Source organism: Bacillus sp. FAU20, assembly GCF_056033865.1.
In genome coordinates this window covers 227,253-252,220 of the sequence record NZ_JBVYHY010000021.1, presented here as the reverse complement: position 1 = coordinate 252,220, position 24,968 = coordinate 227,253, and the positions used below count along the sequence as shown (strand labels likewise).

Sequence of the window (24,968 nt, the reverse complement as noted above, 5' to 3'; positions counted from 1 at the left end):
TTCACGTAATACAAATAATGGTATTTTGTCATAAGGTGGAGGGTTTTATGAGAGTGGACATGTATCATACGAAAGTATTGAAGGCGCTCGAATCAGAAGATTACATTTCAGTACGAAGAAGAGTGCTACGTCAATTAGTAGAATCGTTAATTTATGAGGGGATTATTACACCGGTTCGCATAGAAAAAGAAGAACAAATTCTTTTTATAATACAAGGACATGATGAAGAAGACAAAAGTGTCACGTACAAATGCTATGGCAGGGAACGGATGACATTTGGACGTATTTCGTTAGACTCATTAATAGTAAGAGTCCAAAATGAACAGCAAGAAATACAATCTGTCTCGCAATTTCTAGAAGAAGTTTTTCGGGTTACTAGTGTAGAACAAGCTAAATTAGATTCTTTTATGCACGAATTAGAACAAACAATATTTAAAGACACGATTGCACAATATGAAAGAAATAATAAGAGAGAATACACTCAAAAATCTTACGATGAGTTTGAAAGTCAATTAATAGACGGCCATCCATATCACCCTAGTTATAAAGCACGTGTTGGATTTCAATATCGTGACAATTTTCAATATGGTTATGAATTTATGCAGCCAATAAAACTCATATGGATTGCAGCGCATAAGAATTATGCGGCTGTAGGTTATGAGAATGAAGTGATGTATAACAACCTTTTAAAAGAGGAGATTGGCGATCGTAAATTAGAAGAGTTTATGGAACGAATTCGTAATAAGGGATGTAATCCAAAACAGTACGTGTTTATACCTGTTCACCCATGGCAGTGGGAGAATTTCATCATTTCAAATTATGCGGATCATATACAGGGTAAATTTATTATTTATTTAGGAACATCAGAGGACGATTATTGCGCGCAACAGTCAATGAGAACGTTAAGAAATATTACTAGTCCAAAGAAACCGTACGTTAAATTATCGATGAATTTACTCAACACTTCAACACTTCGTACGCTGAAACCATACTCTGTTGTGAGTGCACCAGTAATATCAAATTGGTTAAATGATGTTGTAAGTAATGACGCCTATTTAATGGATGAAGCACGTTTAATCTTGTTAAGTGAGTTTTCAAGTGTAACGTATGACACGAATAAGAAAGCTATATATGGTTCATTAGGATGTATTTGGCGCGAAAGCGTTCATAAGTATTTAGATGCACAAGAGGATGCAATTCCTTTTAATGGTTTATACGCTAAAGAGAAAGATGGTACACCAATTATTGATGCGTGGTTGAATAAATATGGAATGAAGGATTGGCTACAATTACTTATTCAAAAAGCGATAATACCAGTTATACATCTTGTTGTAGAGCATGGCATCGCACTGGAATCACATGGACAAAATATGATTCTAGTTCATAAAGAAGGGGTGCCTGTTCGTATTGCGTTAAAGGATTTTCATGAAGGGCTTGAGTTTTATCGTCCATATTTGAAAGAAGTTGACAAATGTCCCGACTTTACTAAAATGCATAAAACATATGCGAATGGAAAAATGAATGATTTCTTTGAAATGGATGGCATTGAATGTTTGCAAGAGATGGTGTTAGATGCACTATTCCTGTTTAATTTAGGAGAATTAGCATTCGTACTTGCGGATGAATATGGATTGAAAGAAGAACATTTTTGGATGATGGTTGTTGAAGAAATTGAAAATCATTTAAGAATATATCCACATTTGAAAGGTAGATTTGAAAATATTCAATTATATGCACCTACATTCTATGCTGAACAATTAACGAAACGTCGATTATATATGGATGTGGAATCGCTTGTTCATGAAGTTCCAAATCCATTGTATAGAGTAAGACAACTTATGAAACAAAAATCAGCTGTTACAGGGGGAAATTATGCTAATCATTAATAAACAAGAGTATAGCAAAAGTGATTTTGAATTGAGATTACAAGTTTATGAGGAAATGGAACAATTTCAAGAAGCAGAAGGAAATAGATTTGCACTTTGTCTGAAAGATCCATTCGATATTATTACGCTTGTGTTTTTCTTAAAAGAAAAGAAATCATCAGTATTACTTATACATGAAGATACGCCAAACGAAACGGCTATTGAAATGGCAAAGCGTGCAAATTGTGTAGGAGTTTTATATGGAGAATATGGCGATTTTACAAAGTTAGAAGTAGAGAACTTTTTACTAGAAGAGCCTTCTTTATTGCAATATAGTTCGGGAACTACGGGAGAACCGAAACTGATTCGTAGAGCATGGACGGAAGTTGATACAGAAATTACTGCCTATAATGAAGCTTTAAACTGTGAAGTAGATGAAGTGCCAATCGTTATGGCTCCTGTTTCACATTCATACGGACTAATATGTGGTACGTTATCAGCAATTACGAGGGGGAGCAAGCCTGTAATCATTACGAACAAAAATCCTAAATTCGCATTAAATATAGTTCGCAATACAGAAAAACATATTATATATGCAGTACCACTTATGTTACACATTATGGGGAGTTTTCCATTAGGAACGTTCCAGTTTCATAAAATTATGACATCAGGATCGCCTTTGCCAGAAGCACTATTTTATAAACTAAAAAAAATGACAACATATATGATGCAGCAATACGGTTGTTCTGAAGCAGGTTGTATTAGTATATGTCATGATATGAAGAGCCATTTAGATTTAGGAAACCCTCTACCTCATGCGAGTATAAGCATAGGTTCAGATGAAAATGCACCGGAAGAAATCGTCGTGAAAATGAATGATAAGGAAATTTTCACGAAAGATTTAGGTTATAAATCTGAGCGTGGCATTCATTTTATGGGGCGTATGGACGATGTAATTAATGTTTCAGGATTAAAAGTCTTTCCTATAGAGGTAGAAGAAACGATGCTTCGATTGGAAGGTGTTCAAGAGGCAATTGTATATCGTGGGAAACATCCTGTGATGGGCGAAATAGTTAAAGCGAAAGTGATCTCTCATGTTGATCCAGTACAAATAAGAGAATGGTGTATTCGGCACTTACCTTCTTATAAAGTTCCGCATGAAATTGAAAGTGTAAATGAAATTCCTAAAAATAAAACTGGAAAAGTAAGTAGAAAGTTACTAGAGATGGGAGAGGTTACAACATGAGACGGGAAGCGTTAAAGAATGCCGTATTAAAAATTATGATAGAAAAAATGGAACTGAAAAATGTAACGCATTTAGAAGAAACGATGCGCTTAAATCAAGATTTATATATAGATTCAGTAATGATGTTACAGCTTATTGTATACATAGAAATGGATGTAAAGTTATGCGTTCCAGAGGATGAGGTAGATCCAAAGGCATTTCTTACTGTAGGATCTTTGCTTGATTTTATGGAGGAGTTACAGCCGTTACAGGAAGTAAATGTGAATAACTAACCTTTAGGAAAGTGGATGAGAGTATGACTTCAATTAAAGTGCACTGTTTAGTGAGTTGTTTTTGTGAAATTATAAAAAGGCGTAGCGACATTGATTTTCGTCCATTTTATTTTGGACTATGGGATGGAGATTTTGATATAACAGAAGGCGGAATTATTTCATATCACTCTGAAAACATTAACCATGATCATTATTTACTTTGGTTTGAAAAATTGTACGGTATTAAAGTAAACGAATGGTATGATCATGCAAAAGATAAAGATAGCAATGTAGAAACGTTTTTAGAATTAGTAGAAAACAAGCCGGAAAATCGTTATGTCATTGTAATGGTTGATATGTCTCTATTACCAGAGAGGGAAAATAAATTTCATCAAAAACCGTTTCCACATTATTTAATGATATCAAAAACAGAGAAAGAAGAAGAGTGGTTCATGCTAGATCCTGATTTTCGTTGGGAAGGAAATATGGAAAGAGAAAAAGTACTTCACTCTATTCAAGATAACCCATTTGGTGGAGGTTATTTCATTGATATAGAAGGAATTGGGGAGCCAACGCAAGAAACAGTAGCTAATTATTTCACAGAAACATTCAAAAAGAACGACAATGAACTGACTATGGAACTGAAAAATTTAATTGTAAAAATGGCAAATGAGGAAGAAGGATATGCGCTTTCTGGACTTGTAGCAGCAGTAAAACAAATACCAGTACTTGCAATTCGTAAATATAGTTATGAGCATGCCTTTGCATACTTCCGTGAAACGTTGCAATATTCGGAGCAAGAATTTGATTATTGGTGTGATCGGGTAGAAGATATTGTACAAGGATTTACAAATGTACAGTATCGTGCAATTAAAATGGCAATGACGAATAATAAAGGTATGCTAGTATCGATTATTGAAAAACTGGATGAAATGAATGCAATTGAACTGCAAATTAAGAAGGAATTAGAGAGACAGTTTCTATCATGGAAAGGTATGAAAACAAATCAATCTGTCGCAACTCTTTAATAAGCTAACTGAATTTAAGATAGGGGAGTTTAATGCTATGAAATATTCGCTATGTACCATTTCATTTCGTCATCAATTAATTTCATTTACTGATATTGTTCAATTTGCATATGAAAACGGTTTTGAAGGAATTGAATTATGGGGGACGCATGCACAAAATTTGTACATGCAAGAACGTGAAACGACAGAACGAGAATTGAATTTTCTAAAGGATAAAAACTTAGAAATTACGATGATAAGTGATTACTTAGATATATCATTATCAGCAGATTTTGAAAAAACGATAGAGAAAAGTGGACAACTTGTAGTACTAGCTAATTGGTTTAATACGAATAAAATTCGCACGTTTGCTGGGCAAAAAGGGAGCAATGACTTCTCGGAACAAGAGAGAAAAGAGTATGTGAAGCGAATACGTAAGATTTGTGATGTGTTTGCTCAGCACAATATGTATGTGCTGTTAGAAACACATCCCAATACACTAACGGACACATTGCCTTCTACTATAGAACTATTAGAAGAAGTAAATCATCCGAATTTAAAAATAAATCTTGATTTTCTTCATATATGGGAGTCTGGCGCAGATCCAATAGACAGTTTCCAGCGATTAAAGCCGTGGACACTACATTACCATTTTAAGAATATATCTTCAGCGGATTATTTGCATGTGTTTGAACCTAATAATGTATATGCTGCAGCAGGAAGTCGTATTGGTATGGTTCCGTTATTTGAAGGTATTGTAAATTATGATGAGATTATTCAGGAAGTGAGAGGTACGGATCTTTTTGCTTCCTTAGAATGGTTTGGACATAATTCAAAAGAGATATTAAAAGAAGAAATGAAAGTATTAATGAATAGAAAATTAGAAGTAGTAACTTCGTAATGTGAAATGATGTTAGAGTCTCGTTTTAGAGGCTCTTTTTTTATGGTAAGAAATAACCAAAAATTTCCATGTATTTTAATTTGAATTTAACACAATTTATATATAAATAAGGAGGTGATTGGTAATGGCTAGAAATCGTAATTCTAATCAATTAGCATCACATGGAGCACAAGCAGCTTTAGATCAAATGAAGTATGAAATTGCACAAGAGTTCGGTGTACAACTTGGAGCTGATACTTCTTCACGTGCAAACGGTTCTGTAGGCGGTGAAATCACAAAACGCCTAGTAGCGATGGCAGAACAACAGCTTGGTGGCGGATATACTCGCTAAATGTAGAAGGTTATAGGAGAAAGGAAGGATTCTTCCTTTCTTTTTTTTTTTCAATTAATTGGTATGAATATATTGCGAACAGAATTCAAAGAATAGAAGTAATACTATATTTTACCCAATTTCTTTTGTTGTGAATGGGAAGTATTAAAGATGTAATAGCCCTGGTGGAATGAAAATTATGTTCCAGCAGGGCTATTATATGGTAAGAAATATATGATGAAAGGTTCCGAAATCAACATGTTAAAAAAAGAAAACTGTTGTTTAATTGCGCTTGCATCAGTTCCACTTGTCATGACATTAGGGAATTCAATGCTCATTCCAATCTTGCCGACAATTGAAAAGAAATTACATATTTCATCGTTTCAAGTATCCATGATTATTACAATTTACTCTATCGTAGCCATTTTACTTATACCGATTGCTGGTTATTTATCAGATAGATGGGGACGAAAGATGGTAATGGTTCCGAGTTTGCTGATTGCGGCTATAGGAGGAGCGATAACTGGTTGGGTATCTTGGAAAGTTGATAATCCCTACACTTGGATATTAATCGGTAGAGCGATTCAAGGTATTGGTGCTGCTGGTGCAATGCCGGTTGTTATACCGTGTGTTGGTGATTTATACAAAGACGAAAAACAAGTTAGTACAGGCTTGGGAATCATTGAGACATCCAATACATTTGGAAAAGTGCTGAGCCCTATTTTAGGATCTGCTCTTGCTGCCATTGTATGGTTCTTACCATTTTGGGCGATTCCAGTTTTATGTGTCATATCAATTGTTTTGTTACTTGTTCTAGTAAAGGCAAAGAAACAAGAAGGAGAAGTACCACCACTTAAAGAGTTTATAAAATCTATTCTGTCTACGTTTCGAGAAAAAGGAAGATGGTTAATTGCCATTTTTGCATTAGGTGCAATTATTATGCTTATTTTATTCGGAATTCTCTTTTATTTGTCGACTATACTGGAATCAAAGTATGACATTCATGGTATATGGAAAGGGTGTGTGCTTGCTATCCCGTTACTTGTACTGTCACTTAGTTCATATATGGCCGGTAAAAAAATTGGAGATAATCAAAATGTTATGAAGAAGTGTATTTATATTGGTTTTTTAATGGCAGCTGCATCAGTCATCATTCCTTTATTTATAAAAGGGATTTATTTACTACTTCTTTGTCTCGTTATTATGGGGATAGGAATTGGTATGGCACTCCCATGTTTAGATGCCCTCATTACACAAGGAATTGAAAAGGAGCAAAGGGGAACGGTTACGTCATTTTATAGTTCAATGCGATTTATCGGTGTAGCAGCTGGACCACCTTTATATTCTTTTTTCATGAAAGGGGCGGACCATGAAGTGTTTTATTTGACAAGTATTTTCGCTGCCATTGGTGCTGTCATAGCAATCATTTGGATTAAACCAGCAAAAGATGCAAAGAAGGTAAAACAGAAACCGGAACCTACTTCATAATTTGTAAGAGAATTGCATGATGTTTTTAGTAACATGCAATTCTCTTTCGTTCATTAAGAATAAATAACTTGTTTTAACATATAAAGCGCGACACCCCATATGATGAGACCAGAAAATTTATTTAATAATAAAATTGTCTTTCCGGTTGAGTCTATTCTTTTTAGAAATTTCCCCGCTAAAGCTAAGCTTATAAACCAAATCCAAGAAACGATAATAGTTGCAAGTGTGAAAGCCCATTTTTCACTTCCTATGTATTGAATAGAATTTGTTCCAATTACACCGATTGTGTCTAAAATAGCATGTGGATTTAATAACGAAACGGATGCTGCGAAAAGAATTTGCTTTTTTAAGGGCATACTTTTTTCTTGTTTTACATCGTTGGAAGGGTTACTTCTCCAAATAACAAAGCCCATGTATAGGAGAAAGAAAAATCCAATTATATATAACGAGTTAGTTAGCCAAGAAAAAGTAAGGAGTACAAGGGAGACACCTTGCACTGCAATCAATATGAGTAACGTATCACATATAGAGGCAGTTAATACTACGGGTGCTGCCCTCCAAATGTTTGGTTGGCTCGCACCTTGGTTGAAGACAAAAACATTTTGTACACCTAATGGAATGATAAGTCCAAATGCAAGAATGATACCATGAATAATTGCTTCACTCATCATATTACCTCCTATTTTAATTCATTATGATAGTGTATATTGTATAGAAGAAATGAAAATTTGTATCCATCCATATGGTTGGGGAGGTTACCAACCAAAAAGAATATAAGGTGATATAATGGAAAGATTCGTTTGGAAACCGAATATGTCTCTAGCGACTCCTCTGTATAAACAAATAGAAACGTATATAAAAGAAAGGATCGTTAATGGAGAATGGACCGTTGGAACGAAATTACCTTCACAAAGAGATTTGGCACATACATTTGGTGTGAATCGAAGCACAATTGTAATGGCTTTCGATGAACTAGTTGCAAAGGGATACATTGAAGGGAATGGCAGGAAAGGAACAATTGTTGTAAATAATAATGAGAATGCTTCACCTTACGCACCCCCGCCTAATTGGCAGTCTTATGTAGAAACAGGACTTCATTATCCGAATCTCCCAGCTATTCAGGAGATTAATCAAGCTGAATTTTATCCACATGTAATCCGATTAGGAACAGGTGAGCTCGCGCCAAGTCTCTTACCTGAGAAAAAGATGAAAGAAATTATGAATAAGCTTTTAAAGTCAAATGTGACGCTTGGGTATGAAGAGCCGAAAGGAAATCTGTATTTAAGGGAAAAGATTTCCGAATACTTACAGGGGCATGGTGTATATGTATCTCCTGCCTCTATATTAATTGTTTCAGGAGCGATTCAAGCGCTGCAACTTATTTCTATGGGTCTTCTTTCGAAAGGGGCATCAATCTTATTAGAGAAACCATCTTATTTATATTCACTTAATGTTTTTCAATCAGCAGGAGTACGTTTAATTGGAATCCCAATGGATGAGAGCGGCTTATATACATCATATATTGAGAAATATAAGAAGCAATTCAATGCCTCTATTTTATATACAATCCCGTCGTTTCATAATCCGACGAATTTTAGTATGAATACTAAGAAGCGAAAAGAAATAATGGAAGTATGTAATGAAATTGGATTACCTATTATAGAGGACGCAGTGTATCAAGACTTATGGTTTGATGCACCTTGTTCGAAACCTTTAAAAGCCTATGATAAAAATGGAATCGTACTACATATTGGAAGCATGTCCAAAGTGATTAGTCCAGGTTTAAGAATTGGATGGATTGTTGGACCTGAGCCAGTAATTCAAAGATTGTCAGACATAAAAATGCAAACAGATTATGGCTCAAGCACTATATCCCAGCAAATTGCAGCAGAGTGGTTTACAAATGGTCTATATGATCAGCATTTGCGATTTGTAAGAAGTGAATTGAAAAAACGAAGAGATTTTATGTTACTAATGTTAGATAAATATCTTCGTGAAATAGCAACTTGGCATGAGCCAACAGGTGGGTTTTATATATGGGTACATATAAAAGTACCCATTTCATATCGCAGTTTATTTGATAAAGCTCTGCAAGAAAAGGTTTTATTAAACCCAGGTACTTTATATGATAGAAGTGCAAATCAATTTTTGCGCCTATCGTATTCATACGCAACGTTAGAAGAAATTGAAATAGGTATAAAAAAACTTGCACAACTAATGAAAAAGTAAGAGGAGAAAGTAATGAAACAATATGTAATTTGCCAAATTATCAATGGAGAGAAATATTTAGCTGCTTATGCGGAGACGAAGGAGGAAGCAATTGAAAAAGCAGAATTGTTAGGATTACGAACGGGAAATCGATACACAGTTATTACTGCAGAGGAAGCAGAAGGGTTAACGTATCCTTAAACAACGTATAATAATGATGCAGAAAGTAAATAAGCCTAGTAATATATTATTACTAGGCTTATTTTTTTGAAAGCGTTACGTGTTCTCGTATGAAAAGCAATAGTATTATGAGTCAAGTTGACGGAAGTAACGATTTGATTTTCTATCCTGCTTTCCGTTTCTATAGTCATCAATATATTGTCTGAAGTTCCACGATTGTAAAAACTTATTTGCGGCATTATAACCAGAATTGTATAGCCACTCTTTTTCTTCGTTTGTTAAGTCGAAGTTTGTACTAGTAATAACCCCTGTTGGAATTGTAATTGTTCTTGCTTTTGATTCCTTGTCTAAATGACGTAAATCATGAGCTTGCATCATTGTTTTAAATAGTCCTTTGAACATGGAAATAGGCTCGTTATAGTGAGCAGGATCAGCTTGAATCTCATCTTTTACAAAATGAAATCCGAAAGTCGGCCAGCGAGGAGCGGTAGGTGAATCGAAGATCCAAATTGGATAATTACTTAGAATTCCTCCATCAACCATATAACAAGGCTGCTTCCATTTTGGAGTTCTCCATTTTACGGGTTCAAAGAAGAAGGGGATTGTACTACTCATTCTTACCGCTTTAGCGATAGAGAAGCGATAATTTAAAAATCCGTAGTTTGGTAAGTCGTCAGGAAAGACAACCATTTTACCATTACTAATATCAGAGGCGATGATTTTGAGTTTGTTTAGATCCGGTAAATCAGTAAATAAATGAATACCTTTTTTTCGAAGCAATTCTTCAATCCATTCTTCTATAAATGCATTAGAGTATATACCTAGAGTAGTCCATGCACTTAGCCCCTTACCGATAAAAGGAATTCTATCAATAAAAGTTTTTTTCATAAATTTATTATAATCAATATCAGTTATAATCGTTTTTAACTCTGAACAAGAATATCCTGCCGCTACAAGTGCTGCAATAATCGAACCAGCCGATGTACCAGCTACACGTTCCCATTCATAACCTTTTTCGGCTAACGCGCAAATTGCCCCAACATGCGCAATACCGCGCACACCGCCTCCTTCAAAAACACCATCAATCTTCATTAAACATACTTCCTTTCAAATAAAAGATTTGGAAATGGCAAAAAAGCACGTATTGTACGTGCTTTTTTACAATGGTTTTTAAGTTTACTAGCAGCCTACAAAGCCGCCCCAACAGCTAGCTCCGATGATGATTAGAAGGATAAATAAAACGATTAATAAAGCGAAACCTCCGTAACCACAACCGCCGCCACCGTATCCGTAACCACAGCAACTATATCCGTAACCCATGTGGAATTCCTCCTTATATTTAAAAATGAACGAGGGGAAAATGTACTGGAAGAATTAAAGAATTATCGTGTTTGTAGGAACAATGTATAGTATGCTTTTTTAAACTTGTTCGCGTACGAAGGATAAGCCCGTTTTTTGGAGGCTTGTTGATTTTGTAAAGAATGAAGTATAATCTTTGTACTATGATATAAATAAGTATGTAAATGTAAGGAGAATTTATGAATAAAAAAATTGAAGTATTAATTGATAAATATGAACTAACACACTTGAAAGAGGAACTTATTAATACTGTATTTCCTTGTATAAAAGTTGTGCCAAAGCAGCAGGAAACTGTTGCGATAGGTAGTTCGAAAATGGGAGGAGTTCCTGATTTACCAGCTTTATTTGAATATCCAAAGCATAAAGGAAATCCACTACAATTTATCGCGCAATTTAACTTAAGTGATTTACAAAACGTTGGTATGGATCACAATCTTCCTAAGACGGGGATGCTGTATTTCTTTTGCATCGAAAATTATTTTGAAGAAAATGTGAATCTAACAGAGGCTGGGCGTGTACTTTATTATGATGTTCCTGTAGAGCAATTACGAAGAGAAAATGAAGTACAAGCGAAATATAACCAGTGTGCAATTACTTTTGAACTGACATACAAATTACCAGAGCTTTTCATTGAAGATGAGGCTGATTCAGATCGTTTCTTGCAATTACTTGAAGAGCTAATTCCGGATAACTACGATAACCATCAAATGTTTGGTGAGCCATTCTCTGTACAAGAGGAAGTGTTATATGAGACAGGAGAATATATGGGAGTAGACCCACAGCAAATGACTCTTTTATTCCAAATTGATTCAGATCATAAAAATTGTAATATGGTTTGGGGAGAACTAGGGATGCTATATTTCTGTATTAGTAATGAAGATTTGAAAAATCAACGTTTTGAAAATACATGCTGCGTATTACAAACTTGCTAATGAAAAAAGGTTGTTCTTTTAAAAAGAACAACCTTTTTATGTGAATTAATTAATATGCATAATCTCATATGACCTATACGAAAAAGTATTGTATACTCTGAAACTATACGATACTTTTTCGTATAGTTATAGAATGTAAGGAGTGACAAGATGGGAAAGACAAGTAAGTATGTGACAGCTGCCGCACTTTGTTCAACTATAGTAATGGGAGGCTTACAAGCGTCATCTGTATCTTATGCAGCTACAAATCCGACTACAGTGACAGCACAATCAGATGTAAAGTTATTAGATGATTTCAGAAAAGAATTAAAAAAACAGATTGATAATCGAGAAGAAAATATTACAATCACATATAAAACAAAAGATAGAAATGCTAGAAATATTATGGATCAATTGTATGGTGAGTTTAATAAAATTGTAGATGCTGATGAGTATGTAAAATATAATGTAGCGTCTACTAGATATTCTATTAAAGGAATGCCAGGGGACTATACGTTTACACTGCAAGTAAAATACCGTGAATCAAAAGAACAAACTCAATATGTAAAAGCTCAGGCGAAATCAATTGTTGGATCAATTGTAAAACCAGGGATGGATGAGCATGAGAAAGTAAAAGCTATTCACGATTACGTTGTTAAGCATGTGTCTTATGATACGTCTTATCAAGCGTATACAGCATATGAAGCATTAGCGAATCGTTCTGCCGTTTGCCAAGGATATACATTATTAACGTATGAGTTGTTAAAAGAGGCAGGTATTCAAAATCATATTGTAACAGGCACAGGAAACGGACAAGCTCACGCGTGGAATTTAGTGAACATTGAAAACAAATGGTATCACCTAGATACTACATTTGATGATCCAGTACCAGATAAAGCAGGGCGTGTAACTTACTCATATTTTAACATGTCTGACGAACAGTTAAGTAAAGATCACGACTGGGATCGTAGTAAATATCCAGCAGCAACTACAAGTTATTTTGGTGAATTAACAAATAAAATAAAAGCTGGTAGCTCAAAAACTGTCGTATATGAGCAAATGTTAAAAGAAACAAATTTACAATACTTATCTGCAGAATACGGAGCAGAAAATTATAATGAATTTAAGAAAAAGTTACAGCAACAGTTTGCAGCCAAACCAGAAAAAGTAGAAGTACGATATAAGCAGTCCATGGATGGAACGATGCAAGATATAAAGAAAGTATTAAATGAAATAAATTGGCCAAAAGGTGCAAAGCGTGTGTCTTATCAAGTAGCACCTTATAGTGCATTAGCGGGTTATTCATTAGCGACAATTACATTTACGTATTAAGCAATGAGAAAGAGCATCTGTAAAAGATGCTCTTTTTATATTTGTTGATCACTTTAAAATATTGAGAATTATGTGATAAAATAAAAAGGAGAGGATGTGAATGCGGAATGAACTTGTTTGAAAGTAATATATTTACATTGATATATACTTGTTTAGTAATCGGACTTATCGTTTTGTTTTTCATATCATTTACTTTGTTTATTAGAAGAGTATTACAAAGCAGTGCTGCAAAGAAACACCACGTGATTAATATGAACCAGAAGCTAGATCGAATTATTGAATTGCTTGAAAAAGATAAGAAATAGCGATAGAAGAAGTATGAAAAGGGGAAAGAGAATGGCCAATTATATAAAAGAATTACGTGAAAAAGTAGGACATGATTATGTTTTCTTAAACTTTGCCGGTGGTTGTGTATTTAATAAAGAAGGAGAAGTATTACTGCAAAAAAGAGGAGACTTTAACGCTTGGGGATTTCCAGGTGGCGCAATGGAGATAGGGGAATCAGCTGCGGAAACTGCAATCCGAGAAATAAAAGAAGAAACCGGGTATGATGTAGAAATAAATGAGCTTATTGGAGTGTATACAAAATATTTTCAATCATATCCAAATGGAGACAAGGCCCAGTCAATTGTGATGTTCTTTTCATTCTCAATAGTTGGAGGTGACAAAAAAGTAGATGGTGATGAAACGTTGGATTTGAAGTTTTTCCCGTTAGACGACATGCCACCGTTATTTTGTAAACAACATGAAGATTGCCTGCAAGATTTATTGGAGAAAAGAGTAGGGGTATATCGTTAACATATAAAAAAGAAGCTAAATGAAGATTAGCTTCTTTTTGATGTTTAATTTATTTCCACCAATCATCAAACATTGACGCTGGTACTTGTCTTTTATGCTCACTCACTGTGTAACGTTTTTCAATTTTCTCTGCAACGTCAGCTGGAACTGCTTTACCTTCTAAATAATCATCTAATTGATCATAAGTAATACCTAACTCTGTTTCATCAGCTTGACCTGGTTTTTCATCTAATAAATCAGCTGTTGGCATTTTTAAGTACAGTCGCTCGTCTGCACCTAACTCTTGTAATAATGCACGTCCTTGGCGCTTCGTTAATCCCGTTAATGGTAATAAATCTGCACCACCATCTCCGAATTTTGTAAAGAACCCTGTTACAGCTTCTGCAGCGTGATCTGTTCCGATAACAAGTAGCCCTTTTTGTCCACCAATTGCATATTGAGTAACCATACGGATACGTGCTTTCACGTTACCCTTATTGAAATCTGTTAATGATTCACCCAATAAGTTTTCATATTGATTTGAAAAAGCATCAACAGTTGAAGCAATATCAAATGCAACAGATTGATCTGCTTGAATGAATTGTAATGCTAATTGTGCATCATCTTCATCTTTTTGTACTTTATAAGGAAGACGCACGGCGATAAACGTTGCATTACCACCTTCGTTACGAATTTCTTCAACTGCAAGTTGTGCTAAGCGTCCTGCTAATGTAGAGTCTTGTCCGCCGCTAATACCAAGTACAAATCCTTTTGCACCTGTTTTTTTTACATAATCCTTTAAGAAATCAACTCGTTTACGAATTTCAATTTTTGGATCAATTACAGGCTGAACATGTAATGCTTTCATAATCTGTTCTTGTAATGTCATTATGTTTCCTCCTATTCATATTAAAGCGGTAATTAAGTTTATATGTATAATGGTACATACTTCTATCCTTTATTATTTCGCAAAATTAACGAATATACAATAGGATGTGTGTATGAATATGAATGTAGTCATTATAAATAAAGTACTACGTATAAGCAATTTTTTTAAACCTTTCAAAAATGTAAGGTTTTTGTCATTTGAATCGATGGAAGGTATTTCCGCACTTTACTAATATAAAAACATAGATAGTAGAAGGGCGGAGAAGTAATATGAACATTAGAGAACTAGCATATCGGAATGTAACCCGAAATAGACGGACATACTCAGCCTATTTTTTGAGTAGTGCATTTGCAATTATGGCCTTTTTTGTGTATTCATTTTTTGCGTTTCATCCGGCATTAAGTGCAGGAGAATTAGGTCAGTACGTATTCGTAAGTATGTCTTTTGCACAGTCTATTATTTACTTATTTACATTCTTCTTTATTTTATATTCGATGGGAATGTTTTTAAAAACGAGAAAGCATGAACTAGGAATTTTAATGATGCTAGGTATGACGAAATATCAATTAAAGCGTCTGATCTTTTTTGAAAATATTATGATTGGAATAGGGGCAATTATTTTTGGTATTCTTTCAGGTATGTTATTTTCAGGGGTATTACTATTTGTCGCCCCGATGATATTAAAACTAGATATCTCCTTATCTTATTACATACCGATGAAAGCAATTGTTGTAACAAGTATTATGTTTTTCATATTATTTATGATCATATCATTGTTTAGTGCAGGAATGATTCGTAAAAATAAAATTATGAAGTTGTTTAGAGGGTCAGCAGAGGCAAAACCGGAACCGAAAGCATCAATCATTTCTTCAATATTAGCAGTAGTATTGCTTAGTGCTGGCTATGTAGGAGCTCTTCTATCGCATGGCGCAATGGTATTTATTATGATGATTCCTGTTACAACGGTAGTTATTATTGGGACGTATTTGTTGTACAAGCAGCTGAGTGTCTTTATTATTCGATTATGTAAAAAAAGTAAACGTTTCTATTGGACACAGACTAATATTATTACGTTATCAGATTTAGCGTATCGCATGAGAGATAACGCAAGAATGTTCTTTATTGTAACCATTATTTCTACTGTAGCATTTTCCGCAATAGGGACATTAGTTGGCTTCGCATCCATGACGAAAGGGATAATGGAGAGACCGATTTCGTTTCATTACCATTCTAAGCAAGGGAATAGTAACGAATCACAGCATATACAAATGATTGACAAAGGATTAAAGAAACATAGTATAGCAGCTTCAAAAACTAATATTTCGACAAAGAAAACGGAGGAACAGTCGTTAAGAAGCGCCATTTTTATAAAAGAATCAGACTATAAGAAATATGCAAAGTTAACAGAAGAACCATTTAATACTGTAGCAAATAAAGAAGTTGTATTTTTGTCAGCTAATATACCAGGGCCAACGATGAAAGAAAGAAAAGAAATTACTTTACCTAATATGAATGAAAATTTAAAAGTGAAAAAAGTTACTTCATCTTCATTGGGGAAAATATTAAGAGGAAATGTTTATGTAATCTCTAATAATCAATATGATTCATTACAAGATGGGTTTATAGAGACAAAAGATTATATGTATAAAACTGAAAGAACGAAAGATGAGATTGAAATTGGTAAAGAGCTTACGCATCAAATTAAACCGTATCAAGAATATTCAACGTTTAGTGCGGAAGAGTACGAGCAAAACCAAAGTTTACAAATTGCAGGACCGATTTTATTTGTAGGTTTCTTTATTGGTATAGTATTTTTCGTTTGCGCAGGAAGTTTCCTTTACTTCCGTTTATTCTCCGATTTGGAGGATGATGTTCGTTTGTTCGAAATGATTCGTAAAGTTGGATTGACAAGTAGGGAATTATCGAAGGTAGTTACAATTCGATTGGCGCTTTTATTCTTCGTTCCAATTGGTGTTGCAACATTACATGGAGCAGTAGCCTTAACGGCGTTAGGGCAAATGTTTGAGTACTCATTGTTTAAAGAAAATACAGTTGTATTAAGTGTTTTCATAGGTATTCAAGTTGTATACTTCTTACTTATAAGATCCCGTTATGTAAAACAATTGAAAGAGAGATTACGTATGCATTAAATGTGTTTTTTTAACTCGAGTACAAAATTTTCTGAAAAGAGGCAAGTATTGTCAAAAAGTGATAAAATGGAAAAAGCGAGGCGAAAAAATTAATAGAGAGTAAGGGGGGAGAAATATGAAAGCAACAGGAGTTATTCGAAAAGTAGACGAATTAGGACGAATTGTTATCCCTAAAGAATTACGCGATGTATTGGGAATACAAATTAAATCACCGCTTGAAATTTTTGTAGAAGCAGATAAAATCATTTTACAAAAATATCAACCTTACAATGCTTGCCAAATCACAGGTGATGTTTCAGGGCAGAATATTACATTAGCAAATGGAAATATTACAGTTGGGATAGAGGGAGCGGAATATTTAGTAAAAGAAATAGAAAAGTTTTTAAACAAGAGTGAGGTTTAGTCTTAATTTATATTATTTTTCAAATACATATCATTCTTTTAAAAGACTGTAAGAGGACCATTAATTGGTCCTCTTATTTTGGTTATTAGTTGAACGACCCGGGTTGTTACTTCCTACAAATCATAGGGAAAATAAAAAAGTATTATAGAGGTAGTAAATGATGTTGAGAAATATTTGAAAAGAAGGAAAACAAAAAGAATAAAACGAATGTTACATTTACACGTATTCAAAAGTGGTCTGAAATGAAAATAATACATTTTCAGGAGGGATTACGATGAGTAGTACAGTGAATAAACAAAAAGGTATACAATTGATTCCGTTTACCGTAAATAAGGTGGTAGAACAAGTAAATGAAATTCCACCAGGTGTACAACTGATTCACGCTCCGCAAGTATGGGAAAAGAGTGTGAAGGGGCAAGATGTAGTCGTTGCCGTATTAGATACAGGGTGTGATACTAATCATATAGATTTAAAGGATCGTATTATCGGCGGAAGAAATTTCACAAAAGATTATGAAGCTGATCCAAATGTGTATCTTGATAATAACGGACATGGTACTCATGTTGCGGGAACGATTGCCGCGACTGAAAATGGTGTCGGTGTATTAGGAGTTGCACCACTTGCTAAAATGTTAGTATTAAAAGTTTTAGCGGGAGATGGTTCTGGAAGTTATGAGCAAATTATTGAGGCAATTCATTATGCTGTAAATTGGAGAGGGCCGAATCAAGAGAAAGTGAGAATTATTTCAATGTCACTTGGTGGTCCGCAAGATGTTCCAGAATTACATGAAGCAATTCAAAATGCGGTAAAGCAAGATGTTCTCGTTGTATGTGCTGCTGGAAATAATGGAGATTGCGATGATGAAACAGAGGAACTAGACTTTCCGGGTGCGTACTCCGAGGTAATTGAAGTTGGTGCTGTTAATTTAGAGCGGAAGATTGCATGTTTTAGTAATTCAAATCAAGAAATTGATCTAGTAGCGCCAGGTGATGAAATATTATCTACGTATCCAGAAGGAAAATATGCTGTGTTAAGTGGAACTTCCATGGCGACGCCGCATGTTGCTGGAGCGCTCGCCTTGCTCATTAAACAGTGTGAGAAAGAATACGGTCGAAAGTTATCGGAGCCGGAAATATATGCACAACTCATTAAAAGAACTGTACCTTTAGGGTACGAACGTACATCTGAAGGGAATGGATTAATAGATTTATTAAAAGAATAGCCATATTAAAAAAACATCTCATATGAATATGAGATGTTTTTTTAATATGGCTCTGTCGCATGTAATACAACTTGTAATAAACCTGGGAATCTAGCATTTAAATCTTCTTCACGAATTGAAATGAAACGTTGTGTTCCTTCAAGGCGCGTGTACATAACACCTGACTCACGTAAAACTTTGAAATGGTGAGATAAAGTTGATTTTGCAACAGGGATGTTTAAAGCACCACAAGATTGTTCATTTTTCTCTAGTAAAATATTTACAATTTGTAAATAAAATTGGTTATAACCTTTCTTTCTATGGTGGAATTATATTTACAGCAGTGCTATATGTATTACTTCCTCATGTAAAGAACATTGTATTGGTGGAGTTATCGTTCTTTGCTTTGTTTTTTGTGACAGGAATTTTGTTTGTATTAATGATGGGACATTTACAAAACATGTCTAGTATAGCAAGAGGAACAGGAGCCGCGCTTGCAAATGCTTCTATGTATATTGGTCAAATGATTGGAGCGGCAATAGCAGGAATGTTATTTGCAGTATCTCACAATTTTATACTTATAGGTAGTTTTACTGCGTTACTATATATAGGAGCTTTATTTTTGTTTAGAAAAAGTGAAAAACTTACTGAAAATAGTGAAACAGGAATTGCATCATAAAGCTTGTATAAATATTTCGCAAATCAGAATTAATAAGAGTGTGAATACATGAATGTGCTTTTAATTAAAGTGGTTACTAAAAGTATAGAAATAGTAGAAGAAATGTATTGTAACAAAGTTATGAGGAATCAAAAAATAAAAATCCCTATAAAGATAGGGATTTATATATCGGCATATAGTTCCTTGGAAAAGGATATACTTAGTTTAACATATCGGACTACTTATATTTGTGAAATAGATGTGAAAGTAATGTGAAAAATGCCGAAGGAAAAAACTATTTAAATAGAGGGCAATTTAGATGGGGATATGGATTTTACATAAATGTTGTGTTATATTTATACTTATCTGTTAATAATTACATATTTTAATTTTATTAGGGATAAAAGGGAGAGGTTTAAATGCAATGGTATTTGAAAGCTCTAAAGAATTATGGGAATTTTAGTGGTAGAGCTACGCGAAAAGAGTACTGGATTTTTAGTTTATCCAATATCGTAATTTTTTGGCTACTGTTATTTTTATCATCATTTTCAGAGGTGTTAGTTGCTATTATTGCGTTGCTATTTATGTTAGTAATGATTATACCAAGCTTTTCGGTTGGTGCACGACGATTACATGATATTGGGAAAACGGGATGGTGGCAACTATTAAATTTTGTACCGTTTGGTAGCGTTGTTTTACTTGTATTTTTTATCATTGAAAGTGAAGAAAATGACAATCAATACGGACCAAATCCGCATTCAGATTTAAAAGAAGCGATTTAATAAACTTGTTTAGTTTGTAGCATTACTAGTTCAATTATTTTATCTATTATTAAAATGGTTTGCGTGGGCTAATATTATTAGGTTGATCTTTAGGTTTAGATGACTTTTGAAACTGTAAAAATGGAAAGATAAAGGCAGAGAGAATATAGCATGGAAAGAAAAAAATTCTAAATAAAAAGCACTGTTTTAGCTAATGTAGCTAAAACAGTGCTTTTCTCTTTGATTGAACAGTTGCAGCATTTTCATCATGTATACCTGCATCTTTAATAATTCGTTGTTTTGCTTTATTTAATAGATGGTTTACTGCTTCGCCAAAATAGTTAGCTTCGCTTTTTGTGCGGGCTTCTCGTAAACATTTATAGTTTTCTAGCAGTTCCTCTTTTTCGGAGTTTGTTAAGAAATCTTCTATTTTCTTTTTTGTCATACGAAACACCCTTTCTCCTGACAAACGACGCAATAGAAAATATTTATTTCTCATTATAACAATAATTTTAAAAGAAAGTATACACTAACGTCGCAATAATTTGTCAATTTCTTGAATCTTCTCATCAGCTTTCCCAATTTGCGTATTTTTAGCCTGTTCGCCACCAAGAGCTTGATGTAGTAAGAAAGTTTGGCCGGAAATAGCAGTTACAATGGATACTTTTATAATTTCTTTTATTGCGGTGACATCGAATAAAACGAGCCCAAGAAGTGCGGCTAGGCTACCAGTAAAAATATCAGTTAAAAATCCAAAATGAAAAAATGTTTTCAAACGGCGTGGAAGCAATAACTTACCTTGGTTATTGATTAGATGGGAAACGAAGCCGGTAATGCCACCAACGAGAACAGCGGTTAGCCATTGATACATTTCCATCGAATCCACTCCTTTTAGTGAATAAGATTCGATTATTTTATATTGATTCCTTTTAATATTTCATATAAGCATATTGAGAAAGTTTGTTTGGGTATATTTTGTATTCAAATTAATTGTAACAGAAAATTTAGATATATTTCAGTCTATTATATGAATCATTTTTACAATAATATGAATGCAGAAAGGGGTGCGTGATATGAATATAGATTATCGAATAAGAAGCGTAGATGGTTATACAAAAAAATAGGGGAATTAGTAAGCCTGCTTGAGCATACGAGAGCTGTAACATTAGGCGAAGTAAAAAAATTATCAGTTGAGAAATTAGATTTAATTATGCAAAGCAGCGGAAATTCAATTGGCGCCTTATTAAAGCATATAGCAGCTATTGAAAAAGTTCATCAGCTTATTTCATTTCAAGATCGTGACTTTACAAAAGAAGAATTAGAAATATGGGAAGATGCACTGTATTTAGGGGAAGCGGGTAGAGCAATCCGTGGTCATGAAATACAGTATTATGTACAACTTCTACAAAGTGTTCGAGAAGAATCTCTGAAGTATTTAAGTGAACAAGGTGATGAGTGGCTCATGTCAGAAAGAAAGTGGCCTAACGGTGTAGCATATAACCAGCACTATCTATGGTTTCATGTGCTAGAAGATGAAATTAGTCATCGAGGACAAATTAGAATGCTCAAAAACAAGTTATTTGAAAATTACGTAAAGTGATGTAGCTTTTTATAGGAGAATTCCATATAATGAGAATAATTAAAATAAGAACGGGGTGATGTATTATGGCGAAAATAACTTATATGAATAATCAACCAAATACAAAGGTGGATGGAAAGGGCGATATTATATAAGGTAATTCGCAATCCTTCCACTTAGTACAAACTAGGGAGGATATTTATTTGAATCAAAATATTTTAGAATCTTTCGGCTGGGATTCATTTTTTGAAGAACAAGTTACAGAGAAAAATTATGAAGTAGGTCGTATTTTACTTGAGCATAAGCATATATATCGCATTATTTGTAATGATGGTGAATATATGGCAGAACTGTCTGGGAAGTTTCGGCATGAAGTGATTACGAAAAGCGATTATCCAGCAGTTGGTGATTGGGTGTATATAAAGAAAATAGAAGATGAAAAGAAAGCGATTATTCATCGTATTTTCCAGCGAAGAAGCTCTTTCTCAAGACAAGAGGCTGGAACAAGAACAGAAGAACAGATTATAGCAGCAAATGTAGATTATTTATTTTTAGTGAATGCACTTAATCATGATTTTAATGTTAGAAGGATGGAACGTTATTTATTATTAGCGTATGAAAGCGGCGCTATGCCAGTTATTGTTTTAACAAAGAGTAGTATATGTAATGATGTGGAAGAGAAAATTGTAGAAACGGAAGCTATAGCAATTGGTGTTCCTATTTTCGTTGTTGATAGTTTAGAGCATACAGGTATTGATTCGTTGAAACAATTCGTTTCTTCAGGGAAAACAATTGCTTTAGTTGGATCATCAGGGGTAGGAAAGTCAACTTTGTTAAATGCTTTAATAGGAATTGATGTAGCAAAAACGGGAGATATACGTGAAGAGGATAGTAGGGGGAGGCATACGACAACGCATCGAGAATTATTCCAATTGCCTAGTGGAGCTCTCGTGATTGATACGCCTGGCATGAGGGAATTGCAACTTTGGGAAGGCAGCGAAGCGATTCAAACAGCATTCTCTGATATTGAAGAACTTGCGACAACATGTCGTTTCCGGGATTGTAAGCATGAGAATGAACCAGGATGCGCGGTGTATAGTGCAATTGAAAACGGACTTATTACGATAGATCGTTTGAAAAGCTATAAAAAATTACAAAGAGAACTGGCGTATTTTATGAGGAAACAAGATGCAATCCTTGCCAGAGCAGAGCGTGATAAATGGAAGAAAATTTCTAAACAACATAAAAAAATGTAAAAACCAAAGGGCCCCTTTGGTTTTTTCTATTTGTAAATTTTATAATAATATTATTCGTATATATAGACAAAGGGAAATTAATTGTTTAAACTTTACAAAGTATTCACCATAATAGGTTATGAAAATAATAATTAGGGAATGGGAAATATTCATAATTAACTCAAATTAACTTTTAAATTTGAAAATTAGGAGGTTCATAATGGGTAAACTATTAAATTTATTTCGTGATATGAAAGTAGCAAAAAAGCTATTAATTTCATTCTTTGTAATTTTAATTGCGGCTGTGTCTATTATTGGAGGCATGTCTTATCAAACAGCCAAAAAGAATTTTGAATCGCAAATTAAGAGTAGTGCCAACGACAATATAAAAATACTGGATAATTTAATCAATCAAATGATTGATGCAAAATTTAATGATGTGAATAATTTTGCACGGGTGATTCAGGGGAATATGTATCAAGGAGATAATCAGGATGAATTAAGAAAAATGTTATCTCAATATATAAATTTAAATAAAGATGTTGAACAAGTATATGTTGCCGGAAATGATAAAAAATTTGTACAAGAACCAAATATACAAATGGCAGCAGACTATGATCCAACAGAGCGTTCTTGGTATAAAGATGCAGTTGCAAAACAAGGTGGTATTGTTGTTACTGAGCCATATAAGGCAAAAGGAAATGGACATATTGTCGTAACAATCGCAAAACAAACAGAAGATAAAAATGGGGTTGTTGCGCTAGATTTAAGTTTAGATAATTTATTAAAAACATCAAAGTTAATTAATATTGGTAAAAAAGGATATGCCTTCATTTTAGATGGAAAGCAAAAAATAATTGCTCATCCACAAGAAAAATCAGGAGAAAAAGCGGCTGATTCTTGGGCAAAGAAAATTTATGAAGATAATCACGGTGCTTTTTCATATTCTTATGGCGGTAGTGAAAAGAATATGGTATTTGCTACAAATGTAAAAACAGGTTGGAAAATTGGTGGAACTATGTACTCAAGTGAAGTAATTGAAGCTGCTCAACCTGTATTTTATAATATGTTAATTGTTATGCTTATCTCATTAGTAGTAGGCGGGGCACTTATTTATTTTGTAACACTTTCAATTACGAAGCCTTTAAAGAGATTAGTTGTTACCTCTAAAGAAATAAGTGAAGGGGATTTAACGCAAACAATTGAAATTCATTCTAATGATGAAATCGGCCAACTTGCTAAAGGCTTTAATGAGATGACGAATTCGTTACGGACGTTAATCGGAAGAATTAACGATTCAGCTGGGCATGTTGCAGCGGCATCAGAAGAGCTAACTGCAAGTGTAAGGCAAGCAAGTGAAGCGACTGAGCAAATCACAATCGCAATGGATGAAATATCAAGTGGGGCAACGACGCAAACAACAAGCGTAGAAAATGGCGCTATGTTACTGTTTGATGTAACGGAAGGTATTCAGCATGTAGCAAATAGTTCATCATCTATTAATACGGCTTCTGCACATACTCGTGAAAAAGCAGAAGATGGTGGGAAACTAGTAGGAAGAACAGTAAACCAGATGCAGTCTATTGCAGAATCTGTGTCACAATCAGATGCAGTTATACAATTACTAAATAATAAATCAAAACAAATTGGTGATATTTTAGAAGTAATTCAAAATATTGCAGATCAAACAAACCTTCTAGCTCTAAATGCGGCGATTGAAGCCGCAAGAGCCGGTGAGCATGGAAGAGGTTTCGCAATTGTTGCAGATGAAGTGCGTAAATTGGCAGAGCAGTCTAGCGTATCTTCTAGTGAAATTAGTAAATTAATATGTGAAATACAAGATGATATGGGTAAGACAGTCAAATCTATGAATCATGTAAATGAGGAAGTTCAATCTGGACTTGTTATCGCAAATGAAACGAAGCAAAACTTTGCTGAAATTTTACAATCTACAAATGAAATAGCTAATCAAATTAAGACGATGGTTGAAACGGCTAATGGAATGTCAAAAGGGGCAAATGAAGTATCTATTTCGGTAGGACAAATTGCAATGACAGCACAAAATAATGCAACAAGCACACAAAATGTTGCGGCTTCAGCTGAAGAACAGCTAGCTTCAATGGAGGAAATTGGATCCGCAGCGGGTACGTTATCTCAAATGGCTGAAGAGTTACAAGGACTAATTGACAGATTTAAAGTTTAATAGAGAACAGACTATCCCCTAGTAGCATTATGCCACTAGAGGGTAGTCTGTTTT

At 34.2% G+C, this 24,968-nt stretch carries 26 protein-coding genes and 4 pseudogenes; 23 read left to right on the top strand and 7 right to left on the bottom strand.

All coding sequences use genetic code 11. From position 1 onward, the window contains the following. Positions 1-47: 47 nt before the first annotated feature. The 7 genes from AC0OM3_RS15095 to AC0OM3_RS15065 all read left to right on the top strand — a co-directional run bounded on the left by AC0OM3_RS15095 (position 48) and on the right by AC0OM3_RS15065 (position 7,068). Positions 48-1,886: an IucA/IucC family protein gene (locus AC0OM3_RS15095; protein ID WP_474212267.1), complete on the top strand. Its 1,839-nt coding sequence runs from the start codon at positions 48-50 to the stop codon at positions 1,884-1,886. Then, on the top strand, positions 1,873-3,111 hold the full coding sequence (locus tag AC0OM3_RS15090; RefSeq protein WP_000905504.1) for an AMP-binding protein: 1,239 nt from the start codon (positions 1,873-1,875) through the stop codon (positions 3,109-3,111). The genes AC0OM3_RS15095 and AC0OM3_RS15090 overlap by 14 nt, the downstream gene beginning before the upstream one ends. Further along, positions 3,108-3,383 carry a petrobactin biosynthesis protein AsbD gene (asbD, locus tag AC0OM3_RS15085; RefSeq protein WP_001250562.1) on the top strand — a complete coding sequence of 92 codons (276 nt, stop codon included), beginning with the start codon at positions 3,108-3,110 and terminating at the stop codon, positions 3,381-3,383. The genes AC0OM3_RS15090 and asbD overlap by 4 nt, the downstream gene beginning before the upstream one ends. A 23-nt stretch (positions 3,384-3,406) precedes the next feature. Continuing rightward, positions 3,407-4,390, top strand: coding sequence for a DUF6005 family protein (locus AC0OM3_RS15080; RefSeq protein ID WP_000200703.1), 984 nt, complete (start codon positions 3,407-3,409; stop codon positions 4,388-4,390). A gap of 37 nt (positions 4,391-4,427) precedes the next feature. Next, positions 4,428-5,270, top strand: a complete 843-nt coding sequence (locus AC0OM3_RS15075) for a sugar phosphate isomerase/epimerase family protein (protein ID WP_474212263.1) — start codon at positions 4,428-4,430, stop codon at positions 5,268-5,270. A 124-nt stretch (positions 5,271-5,394) separates the two neighbouring features. Continuing rightward, entirely contained in the window at positions 5,395-5,601 is a 207-nt protein-coding gene (locus AC0OM3_RS15070; protein ID WP_000113545.1) for an alpha/beta-type small acid-soluble spore protein, read from the top strand. A 237-nt stretch (positions 5,602-5,838) separates the two neighbouring features. Further along, entirely contained in the window at positions 5,839-7,068 is a 1,230-nt protein-coding gene (locus AC0OM3_RS15065) for an MFS transporter (RefSeq protein ID WP_002181649.1), read from the top strand. A 53-nt stretch (positions 7,069-7,121) separates the two neighbouring features. On the opposite strand, the gene AC0OM3_RS15060 is transcribed toward AC0OM3_RS15065, so the two are convergent. Then, positions 7,122-7,736: a LysE/ArgO family amino acid transporter gene (locus tag AC0OM3_RS15060; protein WP_001287300.1), complete on the bottom strand. Its 615-nt coding sequence runs from the start codon at positions 7,734-7,736 to the stop codon at positions 7,122-7,124. Positions 7,737-7,854: 118 nt separating this feature from the next. Here AC0OM3_RS15060 and AC0OM3_RS15055 point away from each other — a divergent pair, with 118 nt between their 5' ends. Together AC0OM3_RS15055 and AC0OM3_RS15050 are read left to right on the top strand one after the other, a co-directional pair. Then, positions 7,855-9,297: an aminotransferase-like domain-containing protein gene (locus AC0OM3_RS15055; RefSeq protein WP_000439408.1), complete on the top strand. Its 1,443-nt coding sequence runs from the start codon at positions 7,855-7,857 to the stop codon at positions 9,295-9,297. A gap of 12 nt (positions 9,298-9,309) precedes the next feature. Then, a complete protein-coding gene (locus tag AC0OM3_RS15050) occupies positions 9,310-9,477 on the top strand; it encodes a DUF3933 family protein (RefSeq protein WP_000816377.1) in 168 nt (55 codons plus the stop codon). A 105-nt stretch (positions 9,478-9,582) separates the two neighbouring features. On the opposite strand, the gene AC0OM3_RS15045 is transcribed toward AC0OM3_RS15050, so the two are convergent. Further along, entirely contained in the window at positions 9,583-10,548 is a 966-nt protein-coding gene (locus AC0OM3_RS15045) for a patatin-like phospholipase family protein (RefSeq protein WP_474212260.1), read from the bottom strand. Positions 10,549-10,635: 87 nt separating this feature from the next. Continuing rightward, complete coding sequence (locus AC0OM3_RS15040) at positions 10,636-10,776, bottom strand: YjcZ family sporulation protein (protein WP_000540419.1); 141 nt, start codon at positions 10,774-10,776, stop codon at positions 10,636-10,638. A gap of 218 nt (positions 10,777-10,994) precedes the next feature. Between AC0OM3_RS15040 and AC0OM3_RS15035 the strand changes: the two genes are divergently transcribed. From AC0OM3_RS15035 to AC0OM3_RS15020, 4 genes are all read left to right on the top strand, one after another. After that, on the top strand, positions 10,995-11,747 hold the full coding sequence (locus AC0OM3_RS15035; protein ID WP_001034839.1) for a YwqG family protein: 753 nt from the start codon (positions 10,995-10,997) through the stop codon (positions 11,745-11,747). Between the two features lie 150 nt (positions 11,748-11,897). Beyond that, positions 11,898-13,058 (top strand): transglutaminase domain-containing protein, encoded by a 1,161-nt coding sequence (locus AC0OM3_RS15030; RefSeq protein WP_000520860.1) that lies wholly within the window; start codon positions 11,898-11,900, stop codon positions 13,056-13,058. Between the two features lie 107 nt (positions 13,059-13,165). After that, positions 13,166-13,363 carry a DUF4083 domain-containing protein gene (locus AC0OM3_RS15025; RefSeq protein ID WP_001048102.1) on the top strand — a complete coding sequence of 66 codons (198 nt, stop codon included), beginning with the start codon at positions 13,166-13,168 and terminating at the stop codon, positions 13,361-13,363. A 31-nt stretch (positions 13,364-13,394) separates the two neighbouring features. Further along, positions 13,395-13,856: an NUDIX hydrolase gene (locus AC0OM3_RS15020; protein WP_000024999.1), complete on the top strand. Its 462-nt coding sequence runs from the start codon at positions 13,395-13,397 to the stop codon at positions 13,854-13,856. Between the two features lie 49 nt (positions 13,857-13,905). Here the strand turns inward: AC0OM3_RS15020 and nadE are convergent, their stop codons facing one another. Beyond that, positions 13,906-14,724 (bottom strand): ammonia-dependent NAD(+) synthetase, encoded by an 819-nt coding sequence (gene nadE / locus AC0OM3_RS15015; protein ID WP_000174891.1) that lies wholly within the window; start codon positions 14,722-14,724, stop codon positions 13,906-13,908. 269 nt (positions 14,725-14,993) lie between these two features. Here nadE and AC0OM3_RS15010 point away from each other — a divergent pair, with 269 nt between their 5' ends. The 3 genes from AC0OM3_RS15010 (at position 14,994) to AC0OM3_RS15000 (ending at position 18,499) form a co-directional block, all read left to right on the top strand. Beyond that, positions 14,994-16,874 carry an FtsX-like permease family protein gene (locus tag AC0OM3_RS15010; RefSeq protein WP_001025970.1) on the top strand — a complete coding sequence of 627 codons (1,881 nt, stop codon included), beginning with the start codon at positions 14,994-14,996 and terminating at the stop codon, positions 16,872-16,874. 115 nt (positions 16,875-16,989) lie between these two features. After that, entirely contained in the window at positions 16,990-17,277 is a 288-nt protein-coding gene (locus AC0OM3_RS15005) for an AbrB/MazE/SpoVT family DNA-binding domain-containing protein (protein WP_000648325.1), read from the top strand. Between the two features lie 274 nt (positions 17,278-17,551). After that, positions 17,552-18,499: a serine protease gene (locus tag AC0OM3_RS15000; RefSeq protein ID WP_000099756.1), complete on the top strand. Its 948-nt coding sequence runs from the start codon at positions 17,552-17,554 to the stop codon at positions 18,497-18,499. Between the two features lie 41 nt (positions 18,500-18,540). Here AC0OM3_RS15000 and AC0OM3_RS14995 read toward each other — a convergent pair. Continuing rightward, positions 18,541-18,783, bottom strand: a pseudogene (locus tag AC0OM3_RS14995) (ArsR/SmtB family transcription factor); the annotation flags it as partial. Between AC0OM3_RS14995 and AC0OM3_RS14990 the strand changes: the two are divergent. The 3 genes and pseudogenes from AC0OM3_RS14990 to AC0OM3_RS14980 all read left to right on the top strand — a co-directional run. Then, positions 18,762-19,157, top strand: a pseudogene (locus AC0OM3_RS14990) (MFS transporter); the annotation flags it as partial. The pseudogenes AC0OM3_RS14995 and AC0OM3_RS14990 overlap by 22 nt on opposite strands. A 48-nt stretch (positions 19,158-19,205) precedes the next feature. Next, positions 19,206-19,412 (top strand): hypothetical protein, encoded by a 207-nt coding sequence (locus AC0OM3_RS14985; protein WP_001101743.1) that lies wholly within the window; start codon positions 19,206-19,208, stop codon positions 19,410-19,412. 143 nt (positions 19,413-19,555) lie between these two features. Continuing rightward, positions 19,556-19,918 (top strand): DUF805 domain-containing protein, encoded by a 363-nt coding sequence (locus tag AC0OM3_RS14980; RefSeq protein ID WP_001198796.1) that lies wholly within the window; start codon positions 19,556-19,558, stop codon positions 19,916-19,918. Between the two features lie 199 nt (positions 19,919-20,117). Here AC0OM3_RS14980 and AC0OM3_RS14975 read toward each other — a convergent pair whose 3' ends face one another. After that, a complete protein-coding gene (locus tag AC0OM3_RS14975) occupies positions 20,118-20,342 on the bottom strand; it encodes a hypothetical protein (RefSeq protein WP_000162602.1) in 225 nt (74 codons plus the stop codon). 84 nt (positions 20,343-20,426) lie between these two features. Next, entirely contained in the window at positions 20,427-20,774 is a 348-nt protein-coding gene (locus AC0OM3_RS14970; RefSeq protein ID WP_000426317.1) for a DUF4257 domain-containing protein, read from the bottom strand. Between the two features lie 196 nt (positions 20,775-20,970). Between AC0OM3_RS14970 and AC0OM3_RS14965 the strand changes: the two are divergent. The 4 genes and pseudogenes from AC0OM3_RS14965 to AC0OM3_RS14950 all read left to right on the top strand — a co-directional run bounded on the left by AC0OM3_RS14965 (position 20,971) and on the right by AC0OM3_RS14950 (position 24,914). Then, positions 20,971-21,497 (top strand): annotated as a pseudogene (locus AC0OM3_RS14965) (DinB family protein). 182 nt (positions 21,498-21,679) lie between these two features. Next, positions 21,680-22,732 carry a ribosome small subunit-dependent GTPase A gene (gene rsgA / locus AC0OM3_RS14960; protein WP_001073079.1) on the top strand — a complete coding sequence of 351 codons (1,053 nt, stop codon included), beginning with the start codon at positions 21,680-21,682 and terminating at the stop codon, positions 22,730-22,732. A gap of 199 nt (positions 22,733-22,931) precedes the next feature. After that, positions 22,932-23,972 (top strand): annotated as a pseudogene (locus tag AC0OM3_RS14955) (HAMP domain-containing protein); the annotation flags it as partial. Further along, complete coding sequence (locus tag AC0OM3_RS14950; protein ID WP_406566133.1) at positions 23,967-24,914, top strand: methyl-accepting chemotaxis protein; 948 nt, start codon at positions 23,967-23,969, stop codon at positions 24,912-24,914. The pseudogene AC0OM3_RS14955 and the gene AC0OM3_RS14950, both read left to right, overlap by 6 nt. The last annotated feature ends 54 nt before the right edge of the window (positions 24,915-24,968 follow it).

Coding starts and splice junctions, on each gene's coding strand:
- nadE (WP_000174891.1), bottom strand. CDS start 14,724: ATGACATTACAAGAACAGATTATGAAAGCATTACATGTTCAGCCTGTA.
- AC0OM3_RS15055 (WP_000439408.1), top strand. CDS start 7,855: ATGGAAAGATTCGTTTGGAAACCGAATATGTCTCTAGCGACTCCTCTG.
- AC0OM3_RS15080 (WP_000200703.1), top strand. CDS start 3,407: ATGACTTCAATTAAAGTGCACTGTTTAGTGAGTTGTTTTTGTGAAATT.
- AC0OM3_RS15025 (WP_001048102.1), top strand. CDS start 13,166: ATGAACTTGTTTGAAAGTAATATATTTACATTGATATATACTTGTTTA.
- AC0OM3_RS14975 (WP_000162602.1), bottom strand. CDS start 20,342: ATGACAAAAAAGAAAATAGAAGATTTCTTAACAAACTCCGAAAAAGAG.
- AC0OM3_RS15050 (WP_000816377.1), top strand. CDS start 9,310: ATGAAACAATATGTAATTTGCCAAATTATCAATGGAGAGAAATATTTA.
- AC0OM3_RS15060 (WP_001287300.1), bottom strand. CDS start 7,736: ATGAGTGAAGCAATTATTCATGGTATCATTCTTGCATTTGGACTTATC.
- AC0OM3_RS14985 (WP_001101743.1), top strand. CDS start 19,206: ATGAATGTGCTTTTAATTAAAGTGGTTACTAAAAGTATAGAAATAGTA.
- AC0OM3_RS15065 (WP_002181649.1), top strand. CDS start 5,839: ATGTTAAAAAAAGAAAACTGTTGTTTAATTGCGCTTGCATCAGTTCCA.
- AC0OM3_RS15040 (WP_000540419.1), bottom strand. CDS start 10,776: ATGGGTTACGGATATAGTTGCTGTGGTTACGGATACGGTGGCGGCGGT.
- AC0OM3_RS15095 (WP_474212267.1), top strand. CDS start 48: ATGAGAGTGGACATGTATCATACGAAAGTATTGAAGGCGCTCGAATCA.
- asbD (WP_001250562.1), top strand. CDS start 3,108: ATGAGACGGGAAGCGTTAAAGAATGCCGTATTAAAAATTATGATAGAA.
- AC0OM3_RS15045 (WP_474212260.1), bottom strand. CDS start 10,548: ATGAAGATTGATGGTGTTTTTGAAGGAGGCGGTGTGCGCGGTATTGCG.
- AC0OM3_RS15075 (WP_474212263.1), top strand. CDS start 4,428: ATGAAATATTCGCTATGTACCATTTCATTTCGTCATCAATTAATTTCA.
- AC0OM3_RS14980 (WP_001198796.1), top strand. CDS start 19,556: ATGCAATGGTATTTGAAAGCTCTAAAGAATTATGGGAATTTTAGTGGT.
- AC0OM3_RS15000 (WP_000099756.1), top strand. CDS start 17,552: ATGAGTAGTACAGTGAATAAACAAAAAGGTATACAATTGATTCCGTTT.
- AC0OM3_RS15020 (WP_000024999.1), top strand. CDS start 13,395: ATGGCCAATTATATAAAAGAATTACGTGAAAAAGTAGGACATGATTAT.
- AC0OM3_RS15030 (WP_000520860.1), top strand. CDS start 11,898: ATGGGAAAGACAAGTAAGTATGTGACAGCTGCCGCACTTTGTTCAACT.
- AC0OM3_RS15005 (WP_000648325.1), top strand. CDS start 16,990: ATGAAAGCAACAGGAGTTATTCGAAAAGTAGACGAATTAGGACGAATT.
- AC0OM3_RS15090 (WP_000905504.1), top strand. CDS start 1,873: ATGCTAATCATTAATAAACAAGAGTATAGCAAAAGTGATTTTGAATTG.
- AC0OM3_RS15070 (WP_000113545.1), top strand. CDS start 5,395: ATGGCTAGAAATCGTAATTCTAATCAATTAGCATCACATGGAGCACAA.
- AC0OM3_RS14970 (WP_000426317.1), bottom strand. CDS start 20,774: ATGGAAATGTATCAATGGCTAACCGCTGTTCTCGTTGGTGGCATTACC.
- AC0OM3_RS15010 (WP_001025970.1), top strand. CDS start 14,994: ATGAACATTAGAGAACTAGCATATCGGAATGTAACCCGAAATAGACGG.
- AC0OM3_RS14950 (WP_406566133.1), top strand. CDS start 23,967: ATGACGAATTCGTTACGGACGTTAATCGGAAGAATTAACGATTCAGCT.
- AC0OM3_RS15035 (WP_001034839.1), top strand. CDS start 10,995: ATGAATAAAAAAATTGAAGTATTAATTGATAAATATGAACTAACACAC.